This is a genomic window from Pedobacter sp. (assembly GCF_046462515.1).
GTDB lineage: Bacteria > Bacteroidota > Bacteroidia > Sphingobacteriales > Sphingobacteriaceae > Pedobacter.
Window position 1 is genome coordinate 295,551 of sequence record NZ_JBKGVD010000008.1, and the last position, 26,206, is coordinate 321,756.

The window sequence follows — 26,206 nt, forward strand, 5'->3', positions numbered from 1 at the left end:
TAGTGGCCGATTTTTATGAACATTTAGATGAGTATTTTAACGAAAATAAAGAAGCTATGGAATTGCCTTCGGTTACTTATTTCGCAGATAAGGCCAACCTATCACCAAATTATTTCGGTGATCTGATCAAACATTTTACCGGCAATGCTCCGCAAAATCATATCCATCAATATGTAATTAAGATCGCAAAGCAAAAACTCAGACAATTAGATCTTTCTATAAGTGAAATAGGCTACAGTCTTGGTTTTGAATACCCTACCTATTTTACCCGGTTTTTTAGAAAAGAAACCGGAATTACCCCAACAATCTTTCGTAATCAATAGTCTTTAATATTTTGCTTGGTAAAGGTTATGAAAATGTGAAAAAAAAGTAATTTGTTTCAGCATTACCGTAATTCGTTTTCATAAGCAGGTAAGGTAACATGGTAATTTTGTGTTATTAAAAATGATAAATAACATTTAAAGCAAAAATACCATGGCACAACAAAAAGTAAATTTCAAGAACAGTAATAACCAAAGCATTATGATGTCTGCCGTAATCAACTTTCCAAAAGGATTTGATCCAAATAAAAAATATGCAGCTATAGTAGTAAGCCATCCTGGTGGAGGTGTAAAAGAACAGACTGCAGGTTTATATGCAAGAAAAATAGCAGAACAAGGTTTTTTGACCATAGTTTATGATGCTTCGTATCAAGGTGAAAGTACAGGTGAACCTCGTCAGCTCGAAAACCCGTATATCAGAACAGAAGATATCAGCGCGGTAATTGATTATTTAACTACGCTTCCTTATGTTGATAGCGAAAAAATAGGTGCTATGGGTATTTGTGCAGGTGGTGGATACACTGCAAATGCGGCAATTAATGATCATCGCATCAAAGCTGTAGCCATGGTCAGTGCGGTAAATATAGGCTCTATGTTTCGTAATGGATGGGAAAACAATGTGAAAGATGCTGATGCACTTCCTTACCTGTTAGCAGGAGCTAATGCAAGAACAAACGATGCAAGTGGAGCAGCAATTGCAACTATGCCATTGGCACCGGTGAAAAAAGAAGACGCTCCAAATGCAGAGCTAGAAGAAGCATGGGAATATTATCATACAGACCGTTGCCAGTATCCAACCGCGCCAGGTTTTGCTACCGCCAGAAGTTTGGCACAGATCATCACTTATGATGCTTACCATAAAGCAGAGGCATTTTTTACGCAGCCTTTATTAACGGTGGTAGGTAGCAATGCAGGAAGTAAATGGATGAGTGATGAATTGATGGATCGAGCGGCTACAGCTGATAAAAAAATGTATGTAGTTGAAGGCGCAAATCATATGTCTTTATACGATAGAGAAAATTATGTAAATGAAGCAACAGCAGTTTTAAGTTCATTTTTTGGAGATAAACTTTAATCCGGTTTTCAAGATATGGGAACACAAGCAGATTTCTAAGCATAAGTTTGCTAAAAGCTGTTCCATTCTTCATAGAAAATCTTTAATTTTCTTTTTATAAAGCTCAGAGCGGTATGATCAGCCTGTTTAATTCACAGGCTGATTTACTTATTACAATATAAAATGTCACAATATACAAAACAGGAAATTGAGCAGATGGGATATAAGGAAGCCCCTGACAGTTATTTTACAGGCAAAGCCTGGTTAAAAACCTATGTTACCCCAGATCAGGATACGAATGCTGTTATTAGTGATGTGTTGTTTGAACCGGGAGCCAGAAACCATTGGCACACACATGGAAGCAATCAAATATTATTGGTAAGAGAAGGAACCTGTTATTACCAAGAAGAGGGCAAACCTGTTCAGAAATTTAAAGCAGGAAGTGTAATCAATATCTTACCAGGTATTAAACATTGGCACGGAGCCTCTCCCGACGCGGTAATGGTACACACGGCAATTGGTATCAATACAGAAAAAGGTATCGTAAACTGGCTTGAACCAGTAAGTGATGAAAATTATAAAAATGCGGGAGAAATCATTTGAAAAGCAGAATAAAAATACAAGGTACTTTATAAGCCGATCATTAACTTTAAAAAATTAAGTAGGCATAGTTATTTTATGATAGAACACTTTCCCTTTTACCTTATAGTGGTTGTGCTCATTGTGCTGTTGATCATGCTGGGCAACAAGATCAAAGTAGCCTATCCGGTATTGTTGGTGTTAGCCGGTTTGTTTATCAGTTTTGTGCCAGGTATTCCTGTGTTGAAAATAGACCCGGAATTGATTTTTATTATATTTCTGCCACCTTTATTGTATGAAGCATCTTGGGCCAATTCTTGGAAAGAACTGTGGCACTGGCGAAGAATTATAGGCAGTTTTGCTTTTGTGGTTGTATTTCTTACTGCCATTTCAGTTGCATTTGTGGCAAATTCCTTTATTCCTGGATTTTCACTTGCATTGGGATTTTTGTTGGGTGGGATTGTTTCGCCTCCTGATGCGGTAAGTGCAAGTGCCATTCTTAAATTCGTAAAAGTGCCCAAGCGGATGTCATCTATACTGGAAGGAGAAAGTTTATTAAATGACGCCTCCTCGCTTATTATTTTTCGTTTCGCTGCTATTGCGGTTACCACAGGACAGTTTGTGTGGTACAATGCGGCATTCAGTTTTACATGGATGGTAATAGGAGGCATAGGTATTGGCTTATTGGTAGGATTAGTGTTTTTAAAGGCCCATAAAAAGCTTCCCACAGATGTAAATATGGATATTATCCTCACCCTTGTTACACCCTATGCTATGTATATCGTAGCAGAAGAAGTACACGCCTCAGGCGTGCTGTCTGTAGTTAGTGGCGGATTATTTTTATCTTACCACAGACATGCTTTTTTAAGCAGCTCATCACGTTTAAGAGGAGAGAATGTTTGGCAAAGCTTTGTATTCTTATTGAATGGACTGGTTTTCATGCTCATTGGCCTAGACCTTCCTGAAATTATCGCTGGTTTAAAGAAAGAAGGCATCAGCTTTTACCAGGCAACAGGATATGGATTATTGATTACTTTGGTTTTAATTATAGGACGAATGGTAGCAGCCTATGGGGCATTGATCACAACTAAAATTGCAAGCCATTTCATAACCGTTGCAGATAAGAATCCCGGCACAAAAACACCTCTTATTTTAGGGTGGACAGGTATGCGTGGAGTGGTATCATTAGCTGCGGCTTTATCCATACCCATAACGCTTGATAACGGTGCTGCTTTTCCGCAACGTAACCTAATATTGTATATTACTTTTGTAGTTATTTTGGTAACCTTGGTGGCTCAGGGATTAACTTTGCCAGCCATGATAAAGAAAATAGGATTGCCCGATTTTGACGACCATTTGCCCGGAGAAGAAACAGAAAAGCAAATTAGAGAAGAACTGGCCAGAGAATCACTACAATATTTAAACCTGCATCATAAAATTGAAACAGAACAAAGTTTTCATTTGCAAAAAATGATCCGATATTGGGAAAACCAGTTGCAAGCAGATGAAACGCACGTGGTTTCTGATGAAATTAAATCTATTTATAAGAATATATTGGATAGGCAGCGAGAATTGTTGCTGTTCAAGAATAAAAATGAACAACGTATAGACGAAGAAATTATCAGGAAATTTCTTCATCAGATAGATTTAGAAGAAGAAAAATTAAGGTTGGAATAATGAGTATAAAAAAAGAGATTGGTCAATTTCCCGGTGCAGAACGGAAACGCTATTTTAAAACGCTTTCTAATTATAAAGATGGGCAGTTCCAAAACCAGGAACTTACACCAGCCTTAGCAGAAGGCCAAAGTATGTTAAAAGTACTTTGGAATTTTCTGGGCAAACACCCCCATACCAGCCCCGGGCATCCAATTCCTTTTGTACAAACAGACCTTAAAAATTTATCAACTAATGAAAATGTGCTGATCTGGTTTGGGCACAGTTCTTATTTTATACAGGTAGATGGGCTTAAGCTCTTGATCGATCCTGTTTTTAGTGGTAATGCATCGCCCTTACCAGGTTCTGTAAAAGCATTTGCGGGTAGCAATTATTACCAGGCCAATGATATGCCTTATATAGACATATTGTTGATCTCACATGATCATTGGGATCACCTGGATTATAAAACCATACAACAGCTGGAAAGTAAAGTGGAACAAGTGGTTTGTGGCTTAGGTGTTGCACAACATTTTGAATATTGGGGATGGGATAAAGCTAAACTGATTGAAAAGAACTGGTATGACCGTATTAATCTTGCAGAAGGCTGTAGCATTACTTTAACACCGGCCAGGCATTTCTCAGGCAGGCTCTTTGCAAGGAATATCTCGCTATGGACTTCTTTTGTTTTACAAACACCCCGTAAAAAGATTTTCTTGGGAGGTGATAGTGGCTATGGACCTCACTTTAAAAGTATAGGCGAACAATTCGGACCCTTTGACCTAGCCTTACTCGAGTGTGGACAGTATAATGAAAACTGGCCATATATTCACTCATTACCTAATGAAATCATTAAAGAAGTACATGAGTTAAGAGCGGCAAATTTTATGCCTGTACACCACTCTAAATTTAAACTTGCCCAGCATCCCTGGTATGAACCCTTACAACAAGTATCTTTATTAGCCGAAGCAAACCATGTACCTATAACCTTGCCTAAAATAGGAGAGAAAGTAGATTTGGATAACTTGGGAAAAATCTGGAACAAATGGTGGGAAAAGTCTTAAAAAGATAAAACATATGAAACTGAAAGTAATCATAACAGGCGCTACAGGCATGGTAGGAGAAGGAGTAATGTTAGAATGCATACAAAATGATGTAATAGAGAAAATATTGCTCATTAACCGTAAACCTACTGGAATATCAAACCCAAAAGTAGAGGAGATTATTCATGCCGATTTTAATGATATTTCAGCTCTTGAAGACCGGCTTAAAGACTTTAATGCCTGTTATTTTTGTTCGGGGGTTTCTTCTTTAGGGATGAAAGAAGAACAATATTTAGCTGTAACTTACACGCTCACCCTAAACTTTGCAAGGATACTGGCAAAAGTAAATCCTAACCTTACTTTCTGCTATGTTTCAGGAGCAGGCACAGACAGTTCTGAAAAAGGAAAGCTAATGTGGGCAAGAATAAAAGGAAAAACCGAAAATGATCTGATGAAACTCCCTTTTAAAGCAGTATATAATTTCAGGCCTGCATTTATGAAACCTGCCAAAGGGGCAAAGAATATTAAAGGCTATTATAAAGTAATCGGTTTCCTGTATCCTTTACTCAGAAAAATAGCGCCTAAATATTTTCTTACCCTTCAAGAAGTGGCAAAAGCTATGATTTACGTATCATTTAAGGCTAACGAAAAGAAAGTGCTAGAGGTGGAAGATATTCTTAAGCTTTCACAAATGCAATCTTAGGCAATTTAATCATTTCCCATCTTCTTAACTATCCAGGGTAAAGTAAGGCCCTGTCCTAATAAAGAAAACAGTACTACTGCAATTGAAAGGAAAATAATTTCATTGCGCATAGGAAATACTTCTCCGTTTTTTAATGTGGTAGGTAAACCTAATGCAATGGCTAACGAAACGATACCACGCATACCAGACCAAGAAAGGATAAAGCTGGTTTTAGAATTGAGTAAGGCCTCTTCTCTTACTTTACGCTTACCCTGAAAAGCTTTTAATAGTGTAAACTGTTGCCAGTAAACCCTAAATAATCTGATAGCTAAAGCAATAATACCAATGATGACTGCATAACCTATATTACAAAGCAGCTGACCATCTGGCAATTGTTTCATTACGATGGGAAATTGCAAGCCTATCAATACAAAGATCAGCCCGTTCAAAAGAAAAATAATCACATCCCAGAAATTTCTGGATTGCTGTTTAAGCTTTTCGGGAAATTTGCTGCGGCTTAACTTTGCCATACCCAAGCCCAAAACAACTACGGCAATTACGCCCGAAACCTCAAAATGCTCTGCAATTAAATAAGCTACAAAAGGCATCAGCAACATTAAACTGATAATTACCATTTCATGGGTTCTGAACCAACGTAATAAATGTAATAAGAACCATGACAGTGCAATACCTACAGCTGCACCACCTGCCAATACCAGTACAAAATCCAGAGAAGCTTTCCACCAGATAAAGGCAACACCTGTAACCGCTGCCACCGCAAAGCGATAGGCAATCAAGGCCGACGCGTCGTTAATCAAGCTTTCACCTTCTAATATAGTAGTGGTTTTATGCGATAAGCCTAAATTCTTGGTAATCCCAATAGCAGCAACAGCATCGGTGGCAGAAAGGATAGAGCCCAGTACAAATGCCAAGGGCCATGTTATACCCGGTATCATGTAATAAGCTACCACAGCAATACCTGCTGTGGTTAAAAACACTAAGCCGATGGCCAATTTACTTATAGTGTTAAGATTAGTTTTAAAATCAGTAAAAGAAATGTTAAAAGCCGCGTCGTAAAGTAATGGCGGTAAAAAGATCAGCATAACAATTTCGGGTTCTAAGGCAATTTCAGGTAAAGAAGGGATAAAACCAATGGCAATACCTGTAAGGATAAGTAAAACAGGCCCCGGTATCTTTATACGGTCTGCTAAAGCCGAAGTTATGATCATGAGCGCCATGATCATGATCACAATGCTGTAATTTTCCATTTAAATAAACTGCGCTTGCTTCATGATTAATGATAAATCAGCGATAACTGCTAAGTTAAACCATTATAAGATAAATTAAACAGCAAATTTTGTTTAAATGAACAATATTGTCGTTTGGCTTCTTCTATATGAATTATGAAAATGGCTAATGAGCTTGTCTATGGTAAAAATCCTCATAAATGAGTATTGAAGTTCACTTAAAGATTTTTCAATTTTGAGATATGTTAAACTCATAAGCATGAATATACAGCGCATCATTTTAGGGTCGGTACTAATTTTAGCCACTTCAGCTGGTTTTGCGCAAAAGCAACAACCAGCTAAAAATGTAAGTACAACAAAAGCACCTGCTAAAGCTAAATACGGAGCATTAGCCGTTGATAGGGACAATGGTTTTTATTACGGTTGGTCATTTGATCAGGCAACCTTAAGCGAGGCTGAAAATAGAGCCGTAGAAGAATGCAGGCGCAAGGGTGGAAACTGTACTGTAGTATTGTCATACGAAGGAACAGGCTGTGCGGCCTACAGAACAATTGACGGAAAAGTAGGTACAGCCTTTGGTTGGGGGCTTGCCGCCACTAAAGAAGAGGCAGATGCCATTGCGATGAAAGAATGTTTGAAAAGGAGCAGTGGAGCTCCTGCCCAAAATTTCGTTTGGAGCTGTAATTCAGCCAATGGCACACCCTTAAAAGAAATTTATAATGCAATTGATGAAATAGAAGCACCGGTAAAGGTTGGTAACCAAATCTGGAGCAACAAAAACCTGGATGTGGCTACTTTTAGCAATGGAGATCCAATTCCCGAGGCTAAGACCCCTGCCGAATGGCAGCAGTTTTGCAAGAACCATAAGCCCGCTTTTATCTACCTGAACTTTGATGCAAAAAATGGAAAGAAATATGGCAAGCTGTACAATTTCCATGCAGTGATGGATCCACGGGGCTTAGCACCAAAAGGATGGCATATACCAAGTGCACAAGAATATGAAACTCTGATAGCAGTACTTGGCGGTAAATATGAAGCAGGCAAAAAAATCAGAGGAAAAACCGGATGGGACCTTCCCGATAAGAAATATGGAGAATATGCAGGCAATGGAACCAATGAGTCGGGTTTGAATTTTCTGCCAGGAGGAAGAGCACGGAGCAACGAGTATGAAAAAGAACCCAGCGCCGCCTCGGTATTCAATTATTATGGCGATGGACAATGGTGGACTTCTACAATAGACGGGGTTGGTCTTTATAACCCAAACAATGGTTACGGATATTATAATAATGGCTTTGCTTTTGGATTCAGCTCATACAAAAAAAACGTGACGGGGTTGGGATCGGAAGCTCCTGAACGAGGCTTTTCTGTTCGTGTAATTAAAAATTAGCATATATTCTTGAGAGTCTGCTTAGGCGCAGCTGCAATCACCTGAATGATCCTAAGTTTAAAAGGATCAAAATTTTCTGCTCTTAAAACTTATTGTTAGTTTTAGGATAAAGTACCTGATACTACATGAAACCAAAGCACATTGTTATCTGTGACGACCACCTGCTTTTTTTGAACGGGATTGCCGAGCTGCTGAAGAATGCTGATCAAAGCTATCAGATTACTAAGTTCAGTCGTGCAGATACATGCAGAGAACACCTCATGCACCATCAGGTAGATGTATTTATCTGCGACCTGAATATTGGGGAAACAGATGGATTTGTGCTATTAGAAGAACTTAAAGAACAGCTTAAAAATACCAAGAAAATTATACTTACAGCTTATTATGAGGATTTCCTGATTCAAAAGGCCAAAAGAATGGGAATGGATGCCTTCCTTAAAAAAGAAACAACAGCAGAAGAACTGGTTAGGGTTATCGAGATGAAACCTGCAAGCGGTTTCCAAACCAATGGTAAAGATAGCAGGAGTGTAGATATTTACCGCACTATTGATGAACCCATTGTTAACAAGTTCAGAATATCCAGACAGGAAAAAGAAGTAATCAGATTGATCATCAAGGGATTAACCAGTAAGGAAATTGGAGAGGTGCTCTTTGTCAGCAAAACCACGGTCGATACCCATCGCCGAAATATATACAGGAAGCTGGAAATCAGTAACAGTAGCACGCTCATTAAATTTGCCCATGAGAATAACCTGCTTAGTTAGTATCCTCTTTCTGCTGGGTTTATCAAAGACTTTGGCTTCTGCTAATCTACATATTTCTGTACTGGCGGCCTATGCCATTGATCATGACTCAAAATGGCAACTAGCCCAAGCTAAACAGAAAACCTTTAAAACCTTTGTCGAAGATCAAAAGATTAACCTAGGTTATAACCGCAACGATGCGGTTTGGTGTTATTTTAAAATCAAAAATAAAGATAACCACAGAGAAGGTGCTACATGGCTATGTTTTGACAATTATCATATAGACAGCCTGATCATTTTTGATAGAAACCAGGTGGCACTAATGGGAGACCGAACCAAAGGACGAGAAGCTTTCATGAGTGCGCTTACTTATGAACTTAAATTAAAACCTGGTGAAGAACGTATCCTTTGGGCCAGAATTAAAAAACAGACTTCATTTCTCGAGTTTTCTTTTCGTTTAACCAGTTTTACAGAACTGGAAACACAGTCTTCTAGTAAAATAGCATGGGTAGCTTTTTTCATTGGTATCGCTTTTCTATTGCTCATGATCAACGGAGTTTTGCTATTAATGACCCGAAAGAGCTTGTACGCTTATTATATCTGCTATTCATTGCTAACGGTCTGTTACGTAGTAATTACCATGAATTTTGCCAAACATCTGCTTTTCCCAAATCTTTTATGGCTAAGCGAGGCCAGAATTTTCAGCGGCGCGTTATGGTATGTTGCATTAAGCTATTTCCTCTGCTGTTTTTTACGCTTAAAAGAGCACCAGTTTTTCAAGTATAAACTGATTAATTTTTTGTGCATACTAAATCTTCTTATAGTTCTGCTGTCGGCAACTTTGCTATGGATTTATCCCAATGCTGATTTCAGGTATCTCTTTATCTCGGGTTATGTTGTATTTATGCTGGTTATCATTGTGCTTTTTTGGGCATCTGTAACACACTTGCGCATAGAAAGAGATCAGGCGATCTATGCGCTTTTGGCTTTTGCACCACAGTTGGTATGGGGAGGAACCCTCATTTTAGAAAGCTTTAATATCATTCCATATGCACTCGGGGGCGATTGGATGGTTTTTGCCAGCCTATATGAAGTGTTCCTGTTTGGAGCCGTACTGTCAAGAAATTACGTGGAAGTATTTCTAAAAAATACGGAGCTTATGCAGGAGGTAATTTTGGAAAAAGAAAACTCGCTTAGAACAATCAATCATGTACAATTACGAGAGCGACGTAATATTGCCAATATCATCCACGACAATGTAGGAAGTAAAATTGCCCATATCATCCACCTGTTTGATATGAAGAACACCAAATTGGCCAAACAGAACATCAGCGAGCTGGCCAGCGATATTCGCGATATTTCCCATAAGATACTCCCAAAAGCATTAGATGAGGGAGCCCTGATCTCTAGCTTGCGCAGCCAGATCGCAATTCTGAACGCAGGTTTGGATGATGCTGAGATTGAGCTTTTCTGTTATGATGTTCCCGAACGGATTGAACAGAAATGGGTTTACGATATATATCTGATCGCTTTGGAAGCAATCAATAATGCCATTAAGCATGGTAAGGCACGTTTAGTTACCATAGAATTCTATAAATATACAGATAGCTACCACTTCCAGTTTACCGATGATGGCTGCGGCTTTAATGTATGGCAAACCGGATTGGGTTTTGGTTTAGATAATATGGAAAAAAGAGTGGGTTATTACCACGGTAGTTTTGAGATCAGCAGTGTAGAGGGGCAAGGTACGGTTATTCAGATTGTTATTCCGGCCAATTAATTAAAATTAAAGAACCTATATTATAATATGAAAATACTATAACCTTACAAATTGATTAGATGTTGGGCATAGTTTTTTAGAAATTGAAGCAGTTTATTAGAATAATCTTTAACTTTAATTACACAAGTCATAATGTTAACTCTCTTTCGTTTTTAGACCACTGTTAAAAACCATAGTGTATTACCAATAAAGAAGAATACACTATGGAAAAGTTTAGATATTTTCTGCCTCATTTTTAGCGATTATTTTGGATAACAGCAAAAAACTATTGGATACAGCAGCACAATAAAAAAAGCCCCAATAAATGGGGCTTCTAATGTATGGCTAAAATAAAAAACTAGGGCATGAGTACAGTGTCAATCACGTGGATAACACCATTAGACTGGTTCACATCGGCAATGGTTACCTTGGCGTCGTTGCCCTTAGCATCCCTTACATAAAGGTCTTTACCCTTGGTCCAAAAAGTTAGGTTTTCACCCTCAACAGTTTTCATAACAGCTTTTCCACTGCCTTTTTTTACTGCTGCCCAAATAGCTTTTGCACTATAGTTGCCTGCCAATACATGATAGGTAAGTATTTTGGTCAGCATGGTTTTGTTCTCTGGTTTTACCAGTGTCTCTACAGTTCCTTTAGGGAGCTTATCAAATGCGGCATTGGTTGGCGCAAGTACGGTAAATGGTCCTTTGGATGATAGCGTTTCTACCAGGCCAGCTGCTTTTACAGCAGCTACCAAAGTGGTATGGTCCTTAGAGTTGACTGCATTTTCCACAATATTCTTGCTGGGGTACATTGGCGCTCCGCCTACCGTTACGGTTTTTTCTTTGCTTGCCATTTGTGCCATGGCGGCACCTGTGAACATTATACTAATTGAAAATGCGCCTATGGCAACCATGCTTGTTAACTTTTTCATGATGTTTAATTTTTATGGTTAATGTTGTTTTAATTTGATGCATACACTTACGAAGAGTAGGTACACCTTGGATTTTATTTTTGAATATTTTTTGAAAGACTGCTCTTATCCGCTTCAAAATCAAGGCTTATCGAATTCATGCAATAGCGTTTGCCCGTGGGGGCGGGGCCATCGTCAAATACATGTCCAAGATGTGAACCGCACCTGCCGCATCGTACTTCGGTACGTACCATATTGTATGATCTGTCTTCTGCGTAGCTTACGCTACCCTTGTCTCCTGCTTCGAAAAAGGAGGGCCAGCCGCAGGTACTGGCAAATTTTGCCGTAGAACGGAAGAGTTTGTTGCCGCAAACGGCACAATAGTAGGTACCCTTACCATCAAACTCGTTGTATTTTCCGCTAAAAGCCCTTTCGGTGGCATTTTCTCTGGCTACCGCATACAGATTGGGCTCTAAGATTTTTTTCCATTCCTTGTTGCTCACATGAAGTTTGGTCTTGTCTGTTCTGGAATAGTAGGGGTTTTTGATTTTTTGCTGGGCCGATGCTGTCCATGCAGCGCCTATGGAAAGCAATAATATCAGGGTGATAAACTTTTTCATGTTTCTGCTGTTTATCATCTATTTACGGAAACAGATTTAAATTGGATTTAAATTGTACCACTCATATAATTTTATATTTTTGTTTTAAGTGCTATTATTCTTGAAGAATCAACTAAAGCTAACTGAACAGGAAATCGTATCGTTGTTGTGCCAACAAGACCAGAACGGATTTAATTATCTCTATGATAATTATGCCCCGGCTATTTATGGCGTGGTTATCAGGGTGGTTAGTGAAAAAGAACATGCTGATGAGATTTTGCAAGATGTTTTTGTGAAGATATGGAAGAACATAAGGCAGTTTGATCCTGAACGCGGACGTTTGTACACTTGGATGATCAACCTTGCCAGAAATACGGCAATAGATTATATCCGGTCAAAGGGCTTTCAGAACGAACAGAAAAACCAAGGTATTCCAGAATTCGTAAATAATAGCAAAGATTATGCGGCAACTCCAAATGTAGACCACATTGGCATGAAGGAAGTACTGTTGCGGTTGAAGCAAGAATGGAGAGAGCTGATCGAACTAGCCTATTTTAAAGGATACACTCAACAGGAAATTGCCGAAAGACTGGATATACCCATCGGTACAGTAAAGACACGCACTCGCAATGCATTGATTGAACTGAAAAGTTTATTAAAAGATAATAATTAAGATTGGACATTAAAGAATACATATCGTCTGGCATTATTGAAGCTTATGTGATGGGGCTTGCTTCCGAAGAGGAAGTGCGTATATTGGACTGCATACAAAAGCATAGTCCAGAGGTTAGACAGGCTATCCTAGAGGCACAGGATACTTTAGAAGATTTTGCGTCAAGTCAGGCCGTTGCTCCACCAGCAGAACTAAAGGAAGCGGTATGGGCAAAAATTTCTCACCAAGAAGGGCAAATGGACATGATCAGCAAAGACCATGTGCAGGCAACTGATGTGGTATCGTTGCATCCAACCGTGTCTTTAGGGGGTAATAAAGCACCTTTGAGATGGTTTGCCATTGCAGCGAGCATATTATTGGTAGCCAGTATGTGCCTGAACTTCTATTTTAATAGCCGCCAAAACAGCATCAAGGAGCAATTAGCAGCGCTTTCTACAGAACGTGAGGCGAGCGATCTGGCCTTTAGAAATCTAAAAAGTAAATGGGACATGGTAACTAGTCCTGAAGTGAGTACCATTCCCTTGCTAGGTGTAGAAAAACACCCAGATATGAAGGCAGTGGTGTATTTCCAACGCGATTCCAAGGAGGTTTATTTAGCTTTGGAAAACCTGCCAGTGGCTCCAAAAGACCAACAATATCAGCTATGGGCCATTGTAGACGGCAAACCGATAAGCTTAGGTGTTTTCAATCAAGATTCGGGTGCGGCCATGCAAAAAATGACCCCTGTAAACTCTGCCCAGGCTTTTGCCATCACACTTGAAAAAAGGGGAGGCAGTACAGTACCAACAATGGAAAACATGTACGTAATGGGCAAGGTATAACATTCACGTCATGCTATTTTCATATCAGAGGTATCAGGCTTATAATTTTAGCTTACTATAAAAAATACCATTTAGAAAGTCTTGTAAGGATTTTTGAAATAGAGTTTTGGATTTAGTGAATAAAAAAAGTGCATAACTTATTATCTAATAATTTGTTATGCACTTTGTGGAGCTGAAGGGGTTCGAACCCTTGTCCAGTTGTGTGATAAAGTATGCTTTCTACGTGCTTATTTTCCAATTGATTTTAGAGATGAGCCGGGCTGGAAACCGACCTTGACAACATCCTTAGGTACTTTGTTTCGCTTTTGTATCGTACCCTACAAAAACTAGCATGGTTATATCGATGCCTCTGATGCTAACCTAACTATGCGGCAGTTAGCGAGACAAAAGCTTGCGTAATTCTAAATTAGGCAGCTAAGGCGTAGTTATTTTCGCCAATTATTGTTTTGAACGTTCTCTTTAAAGTGCTCACCGTACAACGCACTGCATGCTTACATATTTAGCGCCACCCTGTCAAATCCAAGAACAGCCCCAATGATTTAAAAGTCAAAAGCTTAAAGTCAAAAACTTAGGTTAAACCCTTAATCTTTGCGCTTTTATCTTTAATACTGACAACAAAGGTACAAATAAAATGCCAAATCTCGCTATCCGGCTTAATGTTGATTGGGGTTATTATACTATATTTTTGAAAGGCAATAGCCCTAAAACCCCTCCGTCACCCTCCCTAAAACCGGCCCGTCACTCTCAACTTATAACTATTTACGTCACCCCCTTAACACTACCGTCACCCTGAACTGGTTTTACAAGCCTTTATTTATTTTCCTTTAAGGTCTTGTAGCTACTACGTGGTCAGGGTCTATGTTTCCTCGGCTAAGATGCTGAAACGAGTTCAGCATGACGTTTTGATTTGAAATTCTTTGCGATAGCCGTAAAACATCTTCGTTTAGCGTAAAACCGACCTTGGCTGATGCGGTTTGCAGGAACTGGCCTAAGCAGATACTTTGTAGCAGCAGGCTCAGTCGGCATTTTTTCGTTCTTTTTTATGAAAAAAAGAACTAGGCCCCGCCGGCTAATGAGGCGAAAAATATAAGAACTTATTCTTATAAGATGCTGACTTGGAGCAAAGCGTAAAGCTGCGCAGTAAAACAAGTTCAGCATGACGGATTATATATTCATCGTCACCCTGAACTGGTTTCAGGGTCTTTCTTCACTGGCTCGTTCCATTTCTTTAAAGTTTAGGCTTTTTTACTACCTGACTGAAAATAAAGCAAGGGTAATCGGTAACCCTCCGTTTATAATAAAATAGACCTTGACTGGTGCAGCTTGCAGTAATTAGCCAAAGCAATAAATTTACAGCTTAAGCTATTACCCCAATTTCCGACCCGTGTTGATCACGCTTACCCCATTAAAACGAGTAGTAGGACTACCATGAGAAACAGCACTGGCCTGGCTGGGTTGCCCTTTACCATCAGAGAAAGTACCCCCTAAACGGTAATCATTTTTATCGCAACGTTGCGCGCACGAATTCCAGAACTCTTGAGTATTAGCCTGATAAGCCGCATCTTTGAACATGCCCACAATCTTACCCTCTTTAATTTCGTAGGCCAGTTGTGCGCTGAACTGGAAATTGTAGCGTTGCTGATCAATAGAATAAGAATTCCTGCCGAACATATAAATGCCTTTTTCTACATTCTTTACCATATCTGCGGCCGAAAGAGGAGCATTGCCCGGAAGTAAAGAAACATTAGGCATACGTTGAAACTGTATACTGTCCCAGCTATCGGCATAACAGCAACCTTGCGATTCTTTTAAACCCAAGATATGCGCCTGATCCCTGATGGTTTGGTAATTGACCAAAATGCCATCTTTAATGATATCCCATTTGCCACATTTTACCCCCTCATCGTCATAACCAACTGCACCCAAAGAACCCGGCTCCAGCTTATCGGCTACAATGTTAACCTCTTTACTGCCAAAGTTAAATTTCTTGCTTTCCCATTTATCCAAGGTCAGGAAACTCGTTCCGGCATAATTGGCCTCATAGCCCAATACACGGTCTAATTCGGTAGGATGACCTACAGATTCATGTATGGTCAAGAACAAATGCGAAGGATCCAAGACCAGATCGTATTTACCCGGAGGAACAGGTTTGGCTTTAAGTTTTTCATCAACGTGTACAGCGGCTTCGCGAACATCTTCCAGCATATCATAACGCTTTTTGTACATCGTTACCGGACCACCTTTTATCTTTTCGCTGTCTAAAGGCTTCATATACTCAAAACCCATGCCCATCGGTGCGCTTAAAGCATTTCTGGTTTCAAATTTACCAGCAGCGGCATCAATCTTGGTCAGCGTAAAAGTAGGCCATATACGATGTATGTCCTGATCAATATAAGAACCATCAGTAGAAGCAAAATATTTTTGCTCATTTACCATGAACAGGTTAGAGCTGATGTATTTTGCGCCACCTTTTAAAGCCTCATTATTTACATTCAATAAAAGATCCACTTTCTCTGCAATAGGTACTTCAAAAGCGTTGATGACTACCGGTGTTTTCCAGCTTACCTCGCCAAAACCTTTCTGCGGAGCTAACTGTACAGGCTCATCCATTAATTTGGCGTTACCTTTGGCAATGGCAACCGCCATTTTGGTAGCCTTTGCAATGCTGTCGTTATCCAGTTTATTGGTAGCGGCAAAACCCCAGCTGCCGTTGGCCAGCACACGGATACCCATACCATAAGATTCAGAGTTAGAGATATTATCCACTCTTTTCTCGCGTGTAGCGATCACCTGGTTAAGATAACGCCCAATTCTCACGTCAGCATAATTTGCACCCAAAGATCTGGCAGTATTTAAAACCACATCGGCCATTTTCTTTTTCAGGGCAACATCAATAGGAGTAAGGGCTTCCTCAACAGAAATCATGTTGCCAAATACAGGTACACTTTGAAATAGGGTAGCACCCGTACCAATACCCGCCATATATAAAAAGTCTCTTCTTTTCAAGGTCTTGAGTTTAATTGTAAAAGAAGAGGGAGTTAATGTTTAGGATATGATCCATTTGCTTATCATTTGTTTACCTTATCCCGAATAAGTAGTTACAAGCTCTGCTTATTGGTCTTTTCACGTCATCTTGAACGGATAACCCTTTAGTTGTTCTAAACTAATGACCCTTTACGTCATCCTGAACCTCCTCAAATAAATCAGAGCAAGTTCTGAACTTGACTTATCATCTTTTCACGTCATCCTGAACTCGTTTCAGGATCTTTCACATCGAACATCGAACATCGAATAACGAATAACGAATAACGAACAAACGAACCTACATTAACACCCTCTTTATAGTATTTTAAATTGCGTCTGAAAGCGATGAGAAAGTAAAGTCACGGATCTTCATCGGAGGAATTAAGCCACTTCCTGTACGTACAGGTTTGCCTAAGGCCTCAACATTGTTCAGCATGATCACCGGACTTTCATTGAACCTAAAATTCTTGATCGGGAATTTGATTTCGCCGTTCTCGATATAGAAAGTACCATCACGCGTAAGCCCTGTTAACAATAAAGTTTGAGGATCAACCATACGGATATACCAGAAACGGGTAACCAGTATCCCTTTTTCGGTACTCTTGATCAGATCTTGCAACGATTGGTTTCCGCCTTCCAGTACAATACTTCTGCTAAACGGTAAAGGCTGTACATTTTTCTGTGCCGCCCAATATCTCGAATAAGACAGGTTTTTAACCACCCCGTTTTGCACCCATTGCGTTCTGGTAACAGGTAAACCATCACCGGTCCAGGTAGAGCCTGGTACCTCAGGGTTTAGAGGATCAGAATAAATGTTCACATTTTCAGAGAACAACTGCTCACCTAAACGGGTACCACCACCTTTTTTGCTCATAAAGCTACGGCCTTCGTCGGCACTTCGCGCATCAAAACCCCTGAACATATTGCCCAGCATATCACTTGCAGCCAAAGGCTCTAAGATTACGGTATATTTACCCGGCTCTAAAGCTTTTGCCCCGGCCGAGGTATTGGCTTTGGTAGCTGCTATTTTGCTCAGCGCCAGCGTATCCATTTTATCCAGGTTGTTAAAATCTTGCTCAACGTAACCCGAACCCGTTCCCTGTTTGTTACGTATGGTTACTGAAAAAGAAACGTTAGTACTTTTATTGTAGGCAAACAAACCCTTAGAATTCATGATCGAGCTGAAGCGGGTAGAATTTTCTAAGAAACCGGCCGCATCTAAACCAGCCGCTTTAGATACACCTAAACTCTTTGCCACCATATCAGCTCTGGTATCAGGGTTCATGGCTGCGGTATTGGCATTATAAGTTAACGATTCTGCAAAATTCTGAGGACCCAAAGGAGGCATATACTCAGGATTTTCAGGAGCCAGCAAAGCCAGCTCTTCAGCCCTCTTAACTACTTTTTGCAAAGAGGCGTCATCAAACTCATTAATGGTAGCAGTACCCGTTTTCTTTCCAAACGTTGCACTAACGCCCAAACTCATTACATCTATTTGTCCGGCAGTAGAAACAGCATTACGGGCATAACGGATGTTACCACCATCTGAGCCATTTAAACTTACTTCGCAGGCATCGGCCTTAGAATAGCTAAGTACCTTTTTTAAAATTGCCTGTGCTTCTTCTTTACTTAATATGGCCATAATTATATTTTTCTTGCTGTATTAATAACATTAACTCCATTAAAACGGGCAGTAGAACTACCGTGCGAAACGGCACTACTTTGCGATGGCTGCCCTTTTCCATCGTTAAATGAACCCCCTAAACGGTAATCGCTCTGATCGCAGATATCACTGCATGAATTCCAGAACTCGCGGGTATTGGCTTGGTAAGCAACATCATTGAGCATACCTACGATCTTGCCATTTTTGATTTCGTAGAAAATCTGTCCGCCAAACTGAAAATTGTAACGTTGCTGATCAATAGAGAATGAGCCATCACCAATGATGTAAATTCCTTTTTCTACATTTTTGATCATATCATCTACGCTCAGTTTTTGTTTACCCGGTTGTAACGATACATTAGGCATACGTTGAAACTGAACATCATCCCAACCTTGGGCGTAGCAGCAACCTTGCGATTCATTTAAACCTATAATATGCGCCTGGTCCCTAATAGCCTGATAATTTACCAGTACCCCATCTTTGATCAGATCCCATTTTTTACATTTTACTCCCTCATCATCATAACCAACTGCACCCAAAGAACCTACCTGGGTTTTATCAGCCACGATGTTAACCTTATCGCTGCCAAATTTGAAGTTTTTAGATTCCCATTTATCCAAGGTCAGGAAACTTGTTCCGGCATAATTGGCCTCGTAACCCAAAACACGGTCTAACTCGGTAGGGTGACCAACAGATTCGTGAATGGTTAACCATAAATGCGATGGATCAAGAACAAGATCATATTTACCCGGCTCTACCGATTTGGCAGTTACTTTTTCTGCGGCTACTTTAGCGGCAGCTTTCACATCTTCCAGCATATCATAACGACCCTTATAGCGTGTTACAATACCGGCTACCTTATCTTCAGGACGAGCATGCATATATTCATAACCCATGCCCATAGGAGAGCTCAATGAATTGCGGGTCTTGAACTGTCCAGAAGTACGGTCAATGCGGGTTACGTTAAAAGTGGGATAGATACGGTGAACATCCTGATCTATGTACGAACCATCAGTAGAAGCAAAATATTTCTGCTCGTTAACTGCAAATATGGCCGAGTTAACAAAGTTGGCGCCATTTTGCATGGCCACATCATTAACATTTAGCAGCAAATCTACCTTCTCTTTTACAGGAACTTCAAAAGCATTGATCTCGATAGGCGTTTTCCAGCTAACCTCGCCGTAACCTTTCTGTGGAGCAAGCTGTACAGGATCACCTTGTATCTTTGCGTTGGCCTTGGCAACGGCAACCGCTTGTTCTGCGGCTTTGGCAATGCCATCTTTGGTAACTTTATTGGTAGCGGCAAAGCCCCAGCACCCATTTACGATTACGCGGATACCCACACCATAAGACTCGGTATTGGCTACCCCTTGAACACGTTTTTCACGGGTAGATACGAACTGGTTTAGATAACGGCCTATGCGCACATCAGCATAAGAGGCACCTTTTGACTTGGCGGCATTTAATGCCACATCTGCAAGTTCTTTTTTAATTTTGGTATCTACGCGGGTCAGCGCCTGCTCGGGATCTATTGGTGTGGCATAGGCCGATAGATCGGGTAAAAGCAAAGCACCCATTCCTACTCCGGATAGATAGAGGAAATCTTTTCTTTTCAAGTGGTTTTTAGTTTAGGTTAGCAATACCACAAATTAGTTAAAGCTTTAAATAAAAATGGCATAAGAAGTATAACATTTTAGTTTCAATCGCTAATTTTATTCAAAAGCCTGTCTCAGAGCAGCAAAGTCCGGTTAAATCTTCATAAAATAATTACGGCACTTCCAACAATCAGTTCGTCACCCTGAATTCATTTCAGGGTCTACTTTACGTCATAGGAATTATTACTATTTAAAAAAGATGCTGAAACGAGTTCAGCATGACGTATTGATTTGAAATTCTTTGCGATAGCCGTAAAACATCTTCGTTTAGTGTAAGACCGACCTTGGCTGATGCGGTTTGCAACAACCGGCCTAAGCAGATACTTTGTAGCAGCAGGCGCAGTCGGTGGTTTTTGGTCCTTTTTGACATTAAAAAGAACTAGGCTCCGCCGGCCAAGAGGCGGAAAAATATAATAACTTATTCTTATAAGATGCAGAAACCAGTTCAGTACGACGCTAACATATCGCCGTCACTCCCTTAACACTACCGTCACCCTGAACTGGTTTCAGGGTCTACTTTACGTCATAGAAATTATTACTATTTAAAAAAGATACTGGAACGAGTTCAGCATGACGACTACTTATTTGTCCAGTGCCACCCCCTTAACACTACCGTCACCCTGAACTAGTTTCAGGGTCTACTTTACGTCATAGAAATTATTACTATTTAAAAAAGATGCTGAAACGAGTTCAGCATGACGTGTTGTGTGCAGCATAACACATTTATTTAAGGTCTTGTCACATTGAGCCTGTCGAAATGTAATTCTGGTCTTGTGGCTAATCGTAGTTAGGGTTCATCCGGCTAGGCTCTTACTTTTTGACCGCAAAAAGTAACAAAAACTCTCGGCTGCTTATTTTTCTTTTTAAGTAAGTGAACAGGCCAATTGGTGCTAACCGAAAAATAAAAGGCCGAAAAAAAGTTGAACGAAGAGACATTAAGCAAGGTATCACAAATTTCTATTACCCTAACTTTTACGTCACCCTGAATTCATTTCAGGATCTATGTTTCATCGGGTAAGATGCAGAAACAAGTTCAGCATGACGACTATTATAATAAATTAGCAGTTTAACAATTAACCAATTATCCAATTACACTCTATTAAAAACCCTATCCTCAACCCATAAAAAACCAATTGCAAAAACAAAACCCACCAAGAACCACCATTTAGAAACCTCATGCCTGTAAACGGTCATTGTTGCCTGAGCATTGGCTGCTCCAACTTGATGTTGATGCACAAAATTGAGGTTTTGCGCCAACAATTCATATTGGCGCAGCGCCTTCCAATCAGCCTTGCCATACACAAAGAAGCTGAAATGACGTTGGTTAACACGAATATCTTGCCAGCCCTGGTTCAAGGGCCAGGATTGCGCTTCCCAACTATTGGGAAATAAAAGGTTCTGTTTAACCCCTAAACGCTTTCTGTTATACTGTAAGTTAGGAGCATTAGAGTCAGAAGTTTCTATTTGAAACAGCAGTTTATGCTGAACTACAGGAACAGCATGATCAAGTTGTAAGGTAACATCCGGTTTGCGTTTGCGCGCTGCGGCATTGATCAGTTCAGACCAATAACGGCCATAATCTTTCTGTTGCCCCGAAAGCTGCCATTGGTAACTGTTTTGCAGCGTAGTGCTGATGAGCTTGCCACTGCCATATAATTCTTGGGCAGCTACAATATGTTCTGCATGATCCAAGATCAGAGCTTGTTGACGATCCGAAGCATTGATATAAACTTGCTGGGCAGAAGGGAGAGGAGCTAAAGCCATTTCACGATTAGGCACAGATAAGTTGCTAAGCTTTGCTTGAGTTTGCAACTTCGTTAAATTAAAACGGTTTATTAAAGGAGAATTGCTTCCCGGTTGATCAGCCAGAATGATCAGCCCTAAACCTTTGCTAACGGCCTGTTCAATCGCTCTTTTCTCTGCAAGAGCAGTATTTTCTAATTCCTGTTGATCCATGATCAGCACATCTTGTTTTTCCAGCAAACCAGTTTGGATCTCATTTATTTTTATGCGGTCCCGGTTCAGGAAATCAACGCTGTATTTGTTTTTGCTGATCTGGCTTCTTACCACCAAGGGATACTGATTTTCATACAGCCATTTCTTGAGGAAATTGTACTCAAAACTTGGAAAAGAAGTGAGCATTAAAAAATTGAGCGGCACCTTGGCAAGCGTTTGTACCGGTATGGTCTCTTTCGCAAGCGTATCTTTTCCATTTAAGGCAATGAGTTCCAATAAAACCTTGCCTCTTTGCCTGATCTGGTGCTTTAAGCTAAAATTGCTTTGCTTTTGGGCCGGAAGACTTACAGAATCGAGTACGGTTCCAAAACCCTTTAATTTAAGCTGAACAGTTTTGGGCAAAGTGTTGTGGTAAATACCCTGTACGGTAAAGGTTTCCTCTTCGTTCAGTTTTTCGGTCCAGTTGCAGGCAATGATACCCTGGGGCTTTGCTGCCGGGTGGAATACGATTTGATGATGGGTTAGTTTTTTACGTTCATCGGCCGAGAGCCCATAGCCATACACTTCAAGGCTTTGTATTTCCGGGTGTTCGGCGAGGTAATAAGCAAGATCAGGTATAAAATGCGCCTGCTGTTTGAGCTGATCCGTTAGTAGGGGGTCGGTATAATATTTTAAGCCTTTTATTTGAGCCAAGCGATCGGCGTTAAATCCTGCGGTAACGAGCGTAAGCTTATTTTTTGGGGATTGGATACGCGTTTCAAATGAAAGCGGAAGAACAAGAAAAGCAAAACAAGCTACCATTACCATACTGGCAGCGATGCGGAAACTTAACCAATGGCGTTCATTTCGTTTAATTTCCCGGTAAACGAGAAAAGAAATAAGTACGGTGCAAATAATGATAACGAATAAACCAAAACCCATGATCAATAGCCTTTAAGATGATTAAAATACTGTTCAGCCAATTTTTGGTCTGATCCCTTTGTTGAGGCCTGTGGCAATGTATTACCCGTGCCTAGAATTTGATAGATGGCTTTTGATACACTATTGAGGTCACTGCCTGCAGGTATTTTCTGTACACTTAACCTTCTTAAACTTTTTAGCGCAGGCAAATAAGTAGCAGGGTGACTGGCTGTAGCGATCATGATCTGTTTTTCTCCGCTTTGCAAGAGTGCTTTTTCATCAGCAGAAAATGCCTGGCCATTTTTGTGCAGGTCTAATAGAGCCAACAATAACTTCAGCTCCTCTTGGGTATGGTCTTTCAGCTCATAATGAAGATTTTGCTGTGCTTCTGTTATTTGGTTCAGTTCGCCTGTTAAACGCTTTTCAGGTTTAAGCGGCGCGGTTTTGATTGTGGTTTTGGCTACGTAAACCCTCGATTTTTGTTGCAGGTCTTTAAGCAGCCGCAGTGCTTTATATTCAAAAGGAAGCGCATCTTGTGGCACATAAGTGCGCAGTTTAAGTTCGGCGGTCCACATTTCATTCAGCACGGCTTTAAGTTGTGCTTTGATCTCGGGTTCAAAAAAGGTAGCATCTTCTGCAATATCGTGCTTATGGGCGTATTTGTCCATCAGGGCTTGTACATCTCCAAATTTTTCAGGTTGTTCCTTCTGATCACCATGGTCGTGACCATCATGGTCATCATGATCACTGCCACCAATTTCGGTTTCATTTTCTTCGCCTAAAAACTGACCATATTTTAAGCGCAATAACTTTTGGTCAATGCCCAGGGTATTGCTGCGTTTTTTAAATTCATCTACAGAAATAGAAGCCTTTTCTGCCAGTAATTTTTCGGTATCTAAAATAATCTGGCGCTGGCTCCTGAAATATTCGGGAACCAGGTTCACACCAGAAGTCATTCCCGCCATGCTCATCAATTCGGCGGTATCTACAATTGAAACCGTATAAACATCAGAACGGCTTTGCTGGCCTTTGTTATCTTTGGCCTGGATAAAGAAATACAGCTCATCCCCAGGTTTCATCCCTAAGCTTTTCAAATCAATATGCTTTTGCAGTTGGGCAGATTTTTTGCCTTTAAATGCTTCATTAAAACTTAGCTTCTTTTCTGTAAAACTTACGCTTTCGCCTTTACCACTGGCCATCGTAGCCGAAATAAAAGCATTGGTAATACCGTAATCATCCGTTAATAAGGCTTTCAGTTCAATTTGTTGGGGCACGCCAATATCAATGGTTGTTTGTGGTTTAGGTTGTTGTATCCTAATATTTACCGGAAAATCAGGAATAACATCAATTTGATAAAGATCAGATTTAACCCCGTCTAATTCTAACTGGTAAAAACCCTGTTTTTCTAATTTCCTTGAAAAAGACCATACCGTAGCATTGCCCTCACTCGCGTTTAGCTTAAATTTTTCTTGCCCGTTAAAGATAATGTAAAACATGCCTATAGCTTTATTGGTACGGATGTTCCAGGTTATTTTAGCTCCTGTTTCGGCCTTTAGTGCAAATTGTTCCTGCTCTCGCGTAGCATTACCCGTATAAGCTGGCGGCACAATGCTGATGCGATAGGTGCTAACCTGCGGCGGGACCTTTTCTGTAGCCCTACCCTTAGCAGGTCCTTGCTGATCGCTTAAAGCCGAAGAGCTTAAGCTAGGGAGATAATCTATCCCAAAAAATGTGGCTATTCCTATAGCCAGACCTGCAAATGCAATCCCTATTTTGGTAGTTGTATCCTTAAAAACAGTTTTTAGGGGAAGGTATTGCGTTATTTTTTGCACTTGCAAACCTTCAAGCAAACCCAGTTCCTGCGCATCCTTCAACAGCAGAGAACTGCTATCTTCCAACTGCGGAAACTGGCTATCCAGATAACGGCTAATATATTTTTCGTCTATTTTCCAGATGCGTTGAAAAGCCAGGAAAATAACAACAGCACAAACAAAAACCAGGTAATAGGCCCGGTAATGTCCCTGATCATAAAAATGATGGTATAAACTGCCAAACAGTAAGGCAAGGCCCAGGCTCAATGCCAGCACCCGAAAAAGTTCAATACCTCTTTTTCGGTTTTTCAGCTGCCTTATATATGCTTTACCTTCCATCATTTTATGCCGGTTTCAAACCAGATTTACGTTTAAATGTTAAAAACCTTTCCACCACTAAAATAATCAGGGCCAATCCCCATAAAACCCGGTCCATAGCTTGCGGTGGCGATAAAATGGCCTTATTTTCTTTGGTATCGTTAAAAGAGCTCATCGGTTCATTTGCTGCCAAATAACCATAAGCTGTAGGTTCAAAACCAAACTGTTGGGCTTGTTTACCATAAACGATGGGGAAAATAGCTTTCACAAAAGCAGCCTGCCACACCAGATCTGTCCATTTAGGATTTAATCTGCTGTATAAAGTATAAACATAAAGCCCCTCATGTTTTAGGCTGAGTAGGGTTTTACCAAAGCCATCTTTCCATAAAACCTCACTTTGAGCTGTGGTATCTTGTTCTATGGATTTAAAAGTCTTGATCAGTGGCATTTCACCATAACTCTGTTGGTTAAATACCATAAAGCTAAGATCATTAAGAGTTTTACCTTTGGCATATTTAAACAGAATACCATTTTTTTTCAGCAACTTGGGTAATGCGTTATTTAGGCTTTGGTCTGATAACCAGAACAGCGCATCAAGTTGGTTAACATTTTGCGAAGGAGAATGAAAAACAAATTGCTGGCCTGTGTAATCGCCAATAGCAGCTAAAGCTGCTTTTACATATTTGGTATCTTCGCCCGTTGTAGGATAGATCATTACGTGCAATGCTGCGGGTCTGGGGCTGTTTACCTGAGTGTAACTTACCGCATAAGGATTGAGCTTAGCTTCATAATTACGGTCTAAAAAAGAAACACGGTAACTGGAAATAGAATCGTTTAACGGGCTTGTTTTCCAGTGCAACTGAAGATGAAGCTCCGGAAGTTCATCATCGGGCACCAGCGTATTTTTTGTCGTAAATATCCATACCGGATAGCGGTTGGGCAGCAAATGATTAGCCTGTTTAAGCAAAGAAACCGCACTTAGGCTAAGTGTATCACTGTATTTATTTGCTGTATCTTTTAAATGCAGCGGCTTAAAGCCATAACTAAAATTGCGGATCTGGTAACCCTTGCTCAATAATGAATCAATGGTTTTCTGTTGTTTTAAATAAATACTGCCAAATTCTTGTTGGTTAACTAAGATCCATCCACTCTGTGTAGAGAGCGGCTTAGCCTTGAGGTAAGGTTTAGCCAAAATAAATGCGAGCAAGATCAGTAGCAGGCATCGTAAAAAAAACAGCAACCAGTTATGAATCCGTAAACTTCGTGAATTTGAAGCCGCACTTTCGCCCAATAGAGCAATACTCCCAATCTTTAAAGTTTTTCCCTGCTTTACCTGCCAAAGGTGGATCAGTAAAGGAATAACCAAGCTTGCAAGTGCTAAAAAACCTATGGGATATAAAAACTGCACC

General features: G+C 40.2%; 20 protein-coding genes and 1 other RNA gene. 11 read left to right on the top strand and 10 right to left on the bottom strand.

Annotation, left to right across the window (positions count from 1 at the left end):
* The first annotated feature begins 2 nt into the window (after nt 1–2).
* The 6 genes from ACLHG9_RS09350 to ACLHG9_RS09375 all read left to right on the top strand — a co-directional run bounded on the left by ACLHG9_RS09350 (nt 3) and on the right by ACLHG9_RS09375 (nt 5,352).
* Nucleotides 3–323, top strand: a complete 321-nt coding sequence (locus tag ACLHG9_RS09350; protein ID WP_410221230.1) for a helix-turn-helix domain-containing protein — start codon at nt 3–5, stop codon at nt 321–323.
* Between the two features lie 151 nt (nt 324–474).
* On the top strand, nt 475–1,395 hold the full coding sequence (locus ACLHG9_RS09355; protein WP_410221231.1) for an alpha/beta hydrolase: 921 nt from the start codon (nt 475–477) through the stop codon (nt 1,393–1,395).
* 162 nt (nt 1,396–1,557) lie between these two features.
* On the top strand, nt 1,558–1,977 hold the full coding sequence (locus ACLHG9_RS09360; RefSeq protein ID WP_410221232.1) for a cupin domain-containing protein: 420 nt from the start codon (nt 1,558–1,560) through the stop codon (nt 1,975–1,977).
* A 75-nt stretch (nt 1,978–2,052) separates the two neighbouring features.
* Nucleotides 2,053–3,630 (top strand): Na+/H+ antiporter, encoded by a 1,578-nt coding sequence (locus ACLHG9_RS09365; RefSeq protein ID WP_410221233.1) that lies wholly within the window; start codon nt 2,053–2,055, stop codon nt 3,628–3,630.
* Nucleotides 3,630–4,670 carry an MBL fold metallo-hydrolase gene (locus ACLHG9_RS09370; protein WP_410221234.1) on the top strand — a complete coding sequence of 347 codons (1,041 nt, stop codon included), beginning with the start codon at nt 3,630–3,632 and terminating at the stop codon, nt 4,668–4,670. The genes ACLHG9_RS09365 and ACLHG9_RS09370 overlap by 1 nt, the downstream gene beginning before the upstream one ends.
* A gap of 13 nt (nt 4,671–4,683) precedes the next feature.
* A complete protein-coding gene (locus ACLHG9_RS09375) occupies nt 4,684–5,352 on the top strand; it encodes an NAD-dependent epimerase/dehydratase family protein (RefSeq protein ID WP_410221235.1) in 669 nt (222 codons plus the stop codon).
* 5 nt (nt 5,353–5,357) lie between these two features.
* Here the strand turns inward: ACLHG9_RS09375 and ACLHG9_RS09380 are convergent, their stop codons facing one another.
* Nucleotides 5,358–6,599 (bottom strand): Na+/H+ antiporter, encoded by a 1,242-nt coding sequence (locus tag ACLHG9_RS09380; RefSeq protein WP_410221236.1) that lies wholly within the window; start codon nt 6,597–6,599, stop codon nt 5,358–5,360.
* A 238-nt stretch (nt 6,600–6,837) separates the two neighbouring features.
* Here ACLHG9_RS09380 and ACLHG9_RS09385 point away from each other — a divergent pair, with 238 nt between their 5' ends.
* From ACLHG9_RS09385 to ACLHG9_RS09395, 3 genes are all read left to right on the top strand, one after another.
* Nucleotides 6,838–7,965 (top strand): FISUMP domain-containing protein, encoded by a 1,128-nt coding sequence (locus tag ACLHG9_RS09385; RefSeq protein WP_410221237.1) that lies wholly within the window; start codon nt 6,838–6,840, stop codon nt 7,963–7,965.
* 125 nt (nt 7,966–8,090) lie between these two features.
* Nucleotides 8,091–8,729, top strand: coding sequence for a response regulator (locus ACLHG9_RS09390; protein ID WP_410221238.1), 639 nt, complete (start codon nt 8,091–8,093; stop codon nt 8,727–8,729).
* Nucleotides 8,707–10,488, top strand: coding sequence for a 7TM diverse intracellular signaling domain-containing protein (locus tag ACLHG9_RS09395; protein WP_410221239.1), 1,782 nt, complete (start codon nt 8,707–8,709; stop codon nt 10,486–10,488). The genes ACLHG9_RS09390 and ACLHG9_RS09395 overlap by 23 nt, the downstream gene beginning before the upstream one ends.
* Nucleotides 10,489–10,825: 337 nt before the next feature.
* On the opposite strand, the gene ACLHG9_RS09400 is transcribed toward ACLHG9_RS09395, so the two are convergent.
* Nucleotides 10,826–11,398: a fasciclin domain-containing protein gene (locus tag ACLHG9_RS09400; RefSeq protein WP_410221240.1), complete on the bottom strand. Its 573-nt coding sequence runs from the start codon at nt 11,396–11,398 to the stop codon at nt 10,826–10,828.
* 74 nt (nt 11,399–11,472) lie between these two features.
* Nucleotides 11,473–11,997, bottom strand: coding sequence for a peptide-methionine (R)-S-oxide reductase MsrB (gene msrB / locus ACLHG9_RS09405; protein ID WP_410221241.1), 525 nt, complete (start codon nt 11,995–11,997; stop codon nt 11,473–11,475).
* Nucleotides 11,998–12,097: 100 nt separating this feature from the next.
* Between msrB and ACLHG9_RS09410 the strand changes: the two genes are divergently transcribed.
* Together ACLHG9_RS09410 and ACLHG9_RS09415 are read left to right on the top strand one after the other, a co-directional pair.
* On the top strand, nt 12,098–12,649 hold the full coding sequence (locus ACLHG9_RS09410) for an RNA polymerase sigma factor (protein ID WP_410221242.1): 552 nt from the start codon (nt 12,098–12,100) through the stop codon (nt 12,647–12,649).
* Nucleotides 12,650–12,651: 2 nt separating this feature from the next.
* Nucleotides 12,652–13,470: an anti-sigma factor domain-containing protein gene (locus ACLHG9_RS09415; protein ID WP_410221243.1), complete on the top strand. Its 819-nt coding sequence runs from the start codon at nt 12,652–12,654 to the stop codon at nt 13,468–13,470.
* Between the two features lie 164 nt (nt 13,471–13,634).
* On the opposite strand, the gene ssrA is transcribed toward ACLHG9_RS09415, so the two are convergent.
* The 7 genes from ssrA to ACLHG9_RS09450 form a co-directional block, all read right to left on the bottom strand.
* Nucleotides 13,635–14,003: a transfer-messenger RNA gene (gene ssrA, locus ACLHG9_RS09420) on the bottom strand.
* An 832-nt stretch (nt 14,004–14,835) separates the two neighbouring features.
* Complete coding sequence (locus ACLHG9_RS09425) at nt 14,836–16,476, bottom strand: TldD/PmbA family protein (protein WP_410221244.1); 1,641 nt, start codon at nt 16,474–16,476, stop codon at nt 14,836–14,838.
* Between the two features lie 343 nt (nt 16,477–16,819).
* Nucleotides 16,820–18,136 carry a TldD/PmbA family protein gene (locus ACLHG9_RS09430; protein ID WP_410221245.1) on the bottom strand — a complete coding sequence of 439 codons (1,317 nt, stop codon included), beginning with the start codon at nt 18,134–18,136 and terminating at the stop codon, nt 16,820–16,822.
* Between the two features lie 2 nt (nt 18,137–18,138).
* Nucleotides 18,139–19,773 (bottom strand): TldD/PmbA family protein, encoded by a 1,635-nt coding sequence (locus ACLHG9_RS09435; protein ID WP_410221246.1) that lies wholly within the window; start codon nt 19,771–19,773, stop codon nt 18,139–18,141.
* 1,128 nt (nt 19,774–20,901) lie between these two features.
* Entirely contained in the window at nt 20,902–22,689 is a 1,788-nt protein-coding gene (locus ACLHG9_RS09440) for a hypothetical protein (RefSeq protein ID WP_410221247.1), read from the bottom strand.
* 2 nt (nt 22,690–22,691) lie between these two features.
* Nucleotides 22,692–24,821, bottom strand: coding sequence for a DUF4175 family protein (locus tag ACLHG9_RS09445; protein ID WP_410221248.1), 2,130 nt, complete (start codon nt 24,819–24,821; stop codon nt 22,692–22,694).
* 1 nt (nt 24,822) lies between these two features.
* Nucleotides 24,823–26,205 carry a BatA domain-containing protein gene (locus ACLHG9_RS09450; RefSeq protein WP_410221249.1) on the bottom strand — a complete coding sequence of 461 codons (1,383 nt, stop codon included), beginning with the start codon at nt 26,203–26,205 and terminating at the stop codon, nt 24,823–24,825.
* Between the last annotated feature and the right edge of the window lies 1 nt (nt 26,206).

Excerpts from the sequence above, each read along its gene's own strand:
- ACLHG9_RS09355 (WP_410221231.1), top strand. The coding sequence starts at position 475 with ATGGCACAACAAAAAGTAAATTTCAAGAACAGTAATAACCAAAGCATT.
- ACLHG9_RS09360 (WP_410221232.1), top strand. The coding sequence starts at position 1,558 with ATGTCACAATATACAAAACAGGAAATTGAGCAGATGGGATATAAGGAA.
- ACLHG9_RS09365 (WP_410221233.1), top strand. The coding sequence starts at position 2,053 with ATGATAGAACACTTTCCCTTTTACCTTATAGTGGTTGTGCTCATTGTG.
- ACLHG9_RS09370 (WP_410221234.1), top strand. The coding sequence starts at position 3,630 with ATGAGTATAAAAAAAGAGATTGGTCAATTTCCCGGTGCAGAACGGAAA.
- ACLHG9_RS09375 (WP_410221235.1), top strand. The coding sequence starts at position 4,684 with ATGAAACTGAAAGTAATCATAACAGGCGCTACAGGCATGGTAGGAGAA.
- ACLHG9_RS09380 (WP_410221236.1), bottom strand. The coding sequence starts at position 6,599 with ATGGAAAATTACAGCATTGTGATCATGATCATGGCGCTCATGATCATA.
- ACLHG9_RS09385 (WP_410221237.1), top strand. The coding sequence starts at position 6,838 with ATGAATATACAGCGCATCATTTTAGGGTCGGTACTAATTTTAGCCACT.
- ACLHG9_RS09390 (WP_410221238.1), top strand. The coding sequence starts at position 8,091 with ATGAAACCAAAGCACATTGTTATCTGTGACGACCACCTGCTTTTTTTG.
- ACLHG9_RS09395 (WP_410221239.1), top strand. The coding sequence starts at position 8,707 with ATGAGAATAACCTGCTTAGTTAGTATCCTCTTTCTGCTGGGTTTATCA.
- ACLHG9_RS09400 (WP_410221240.1), bottom strand. The coding sequence starts at position 11,398 with ATGAAAAAGTTAACAAGCATGGTTGCCATAGGCGCATTTTCAATTAGT.
- msrB (WP_410221241.1), bottom strand. The coding sequence starts at position 11,997 with ATGAAAAAGTTTATCACCCTGATATTATTGCTTTCCATAGGCGCTGCA.
- ACLHG9_RS09430 (WP_410221245.1), bottom strand. The coding sequence starts at position 18,136 with ATGGCCATATTAAGTAAAGAAGAAGCACAGGCAATTTTAAAAAAGGTA.
- ACLHG9_RS09440 (WP_410221247.1), bottom strand. The coding sequence starts at position 22,689 with ATGGGTTTTGGTTTATTCGTTATCATTATTTGCACCGTACTTATTTCT.
- ACLHG9_RS09445 (WP_410221248.1), bottom strand. The coding sequence starts at position 24,821 with ATGATGGAAGGTAAAGCATATATAAGGCAGCTGAAAAACCGAAAAAGA.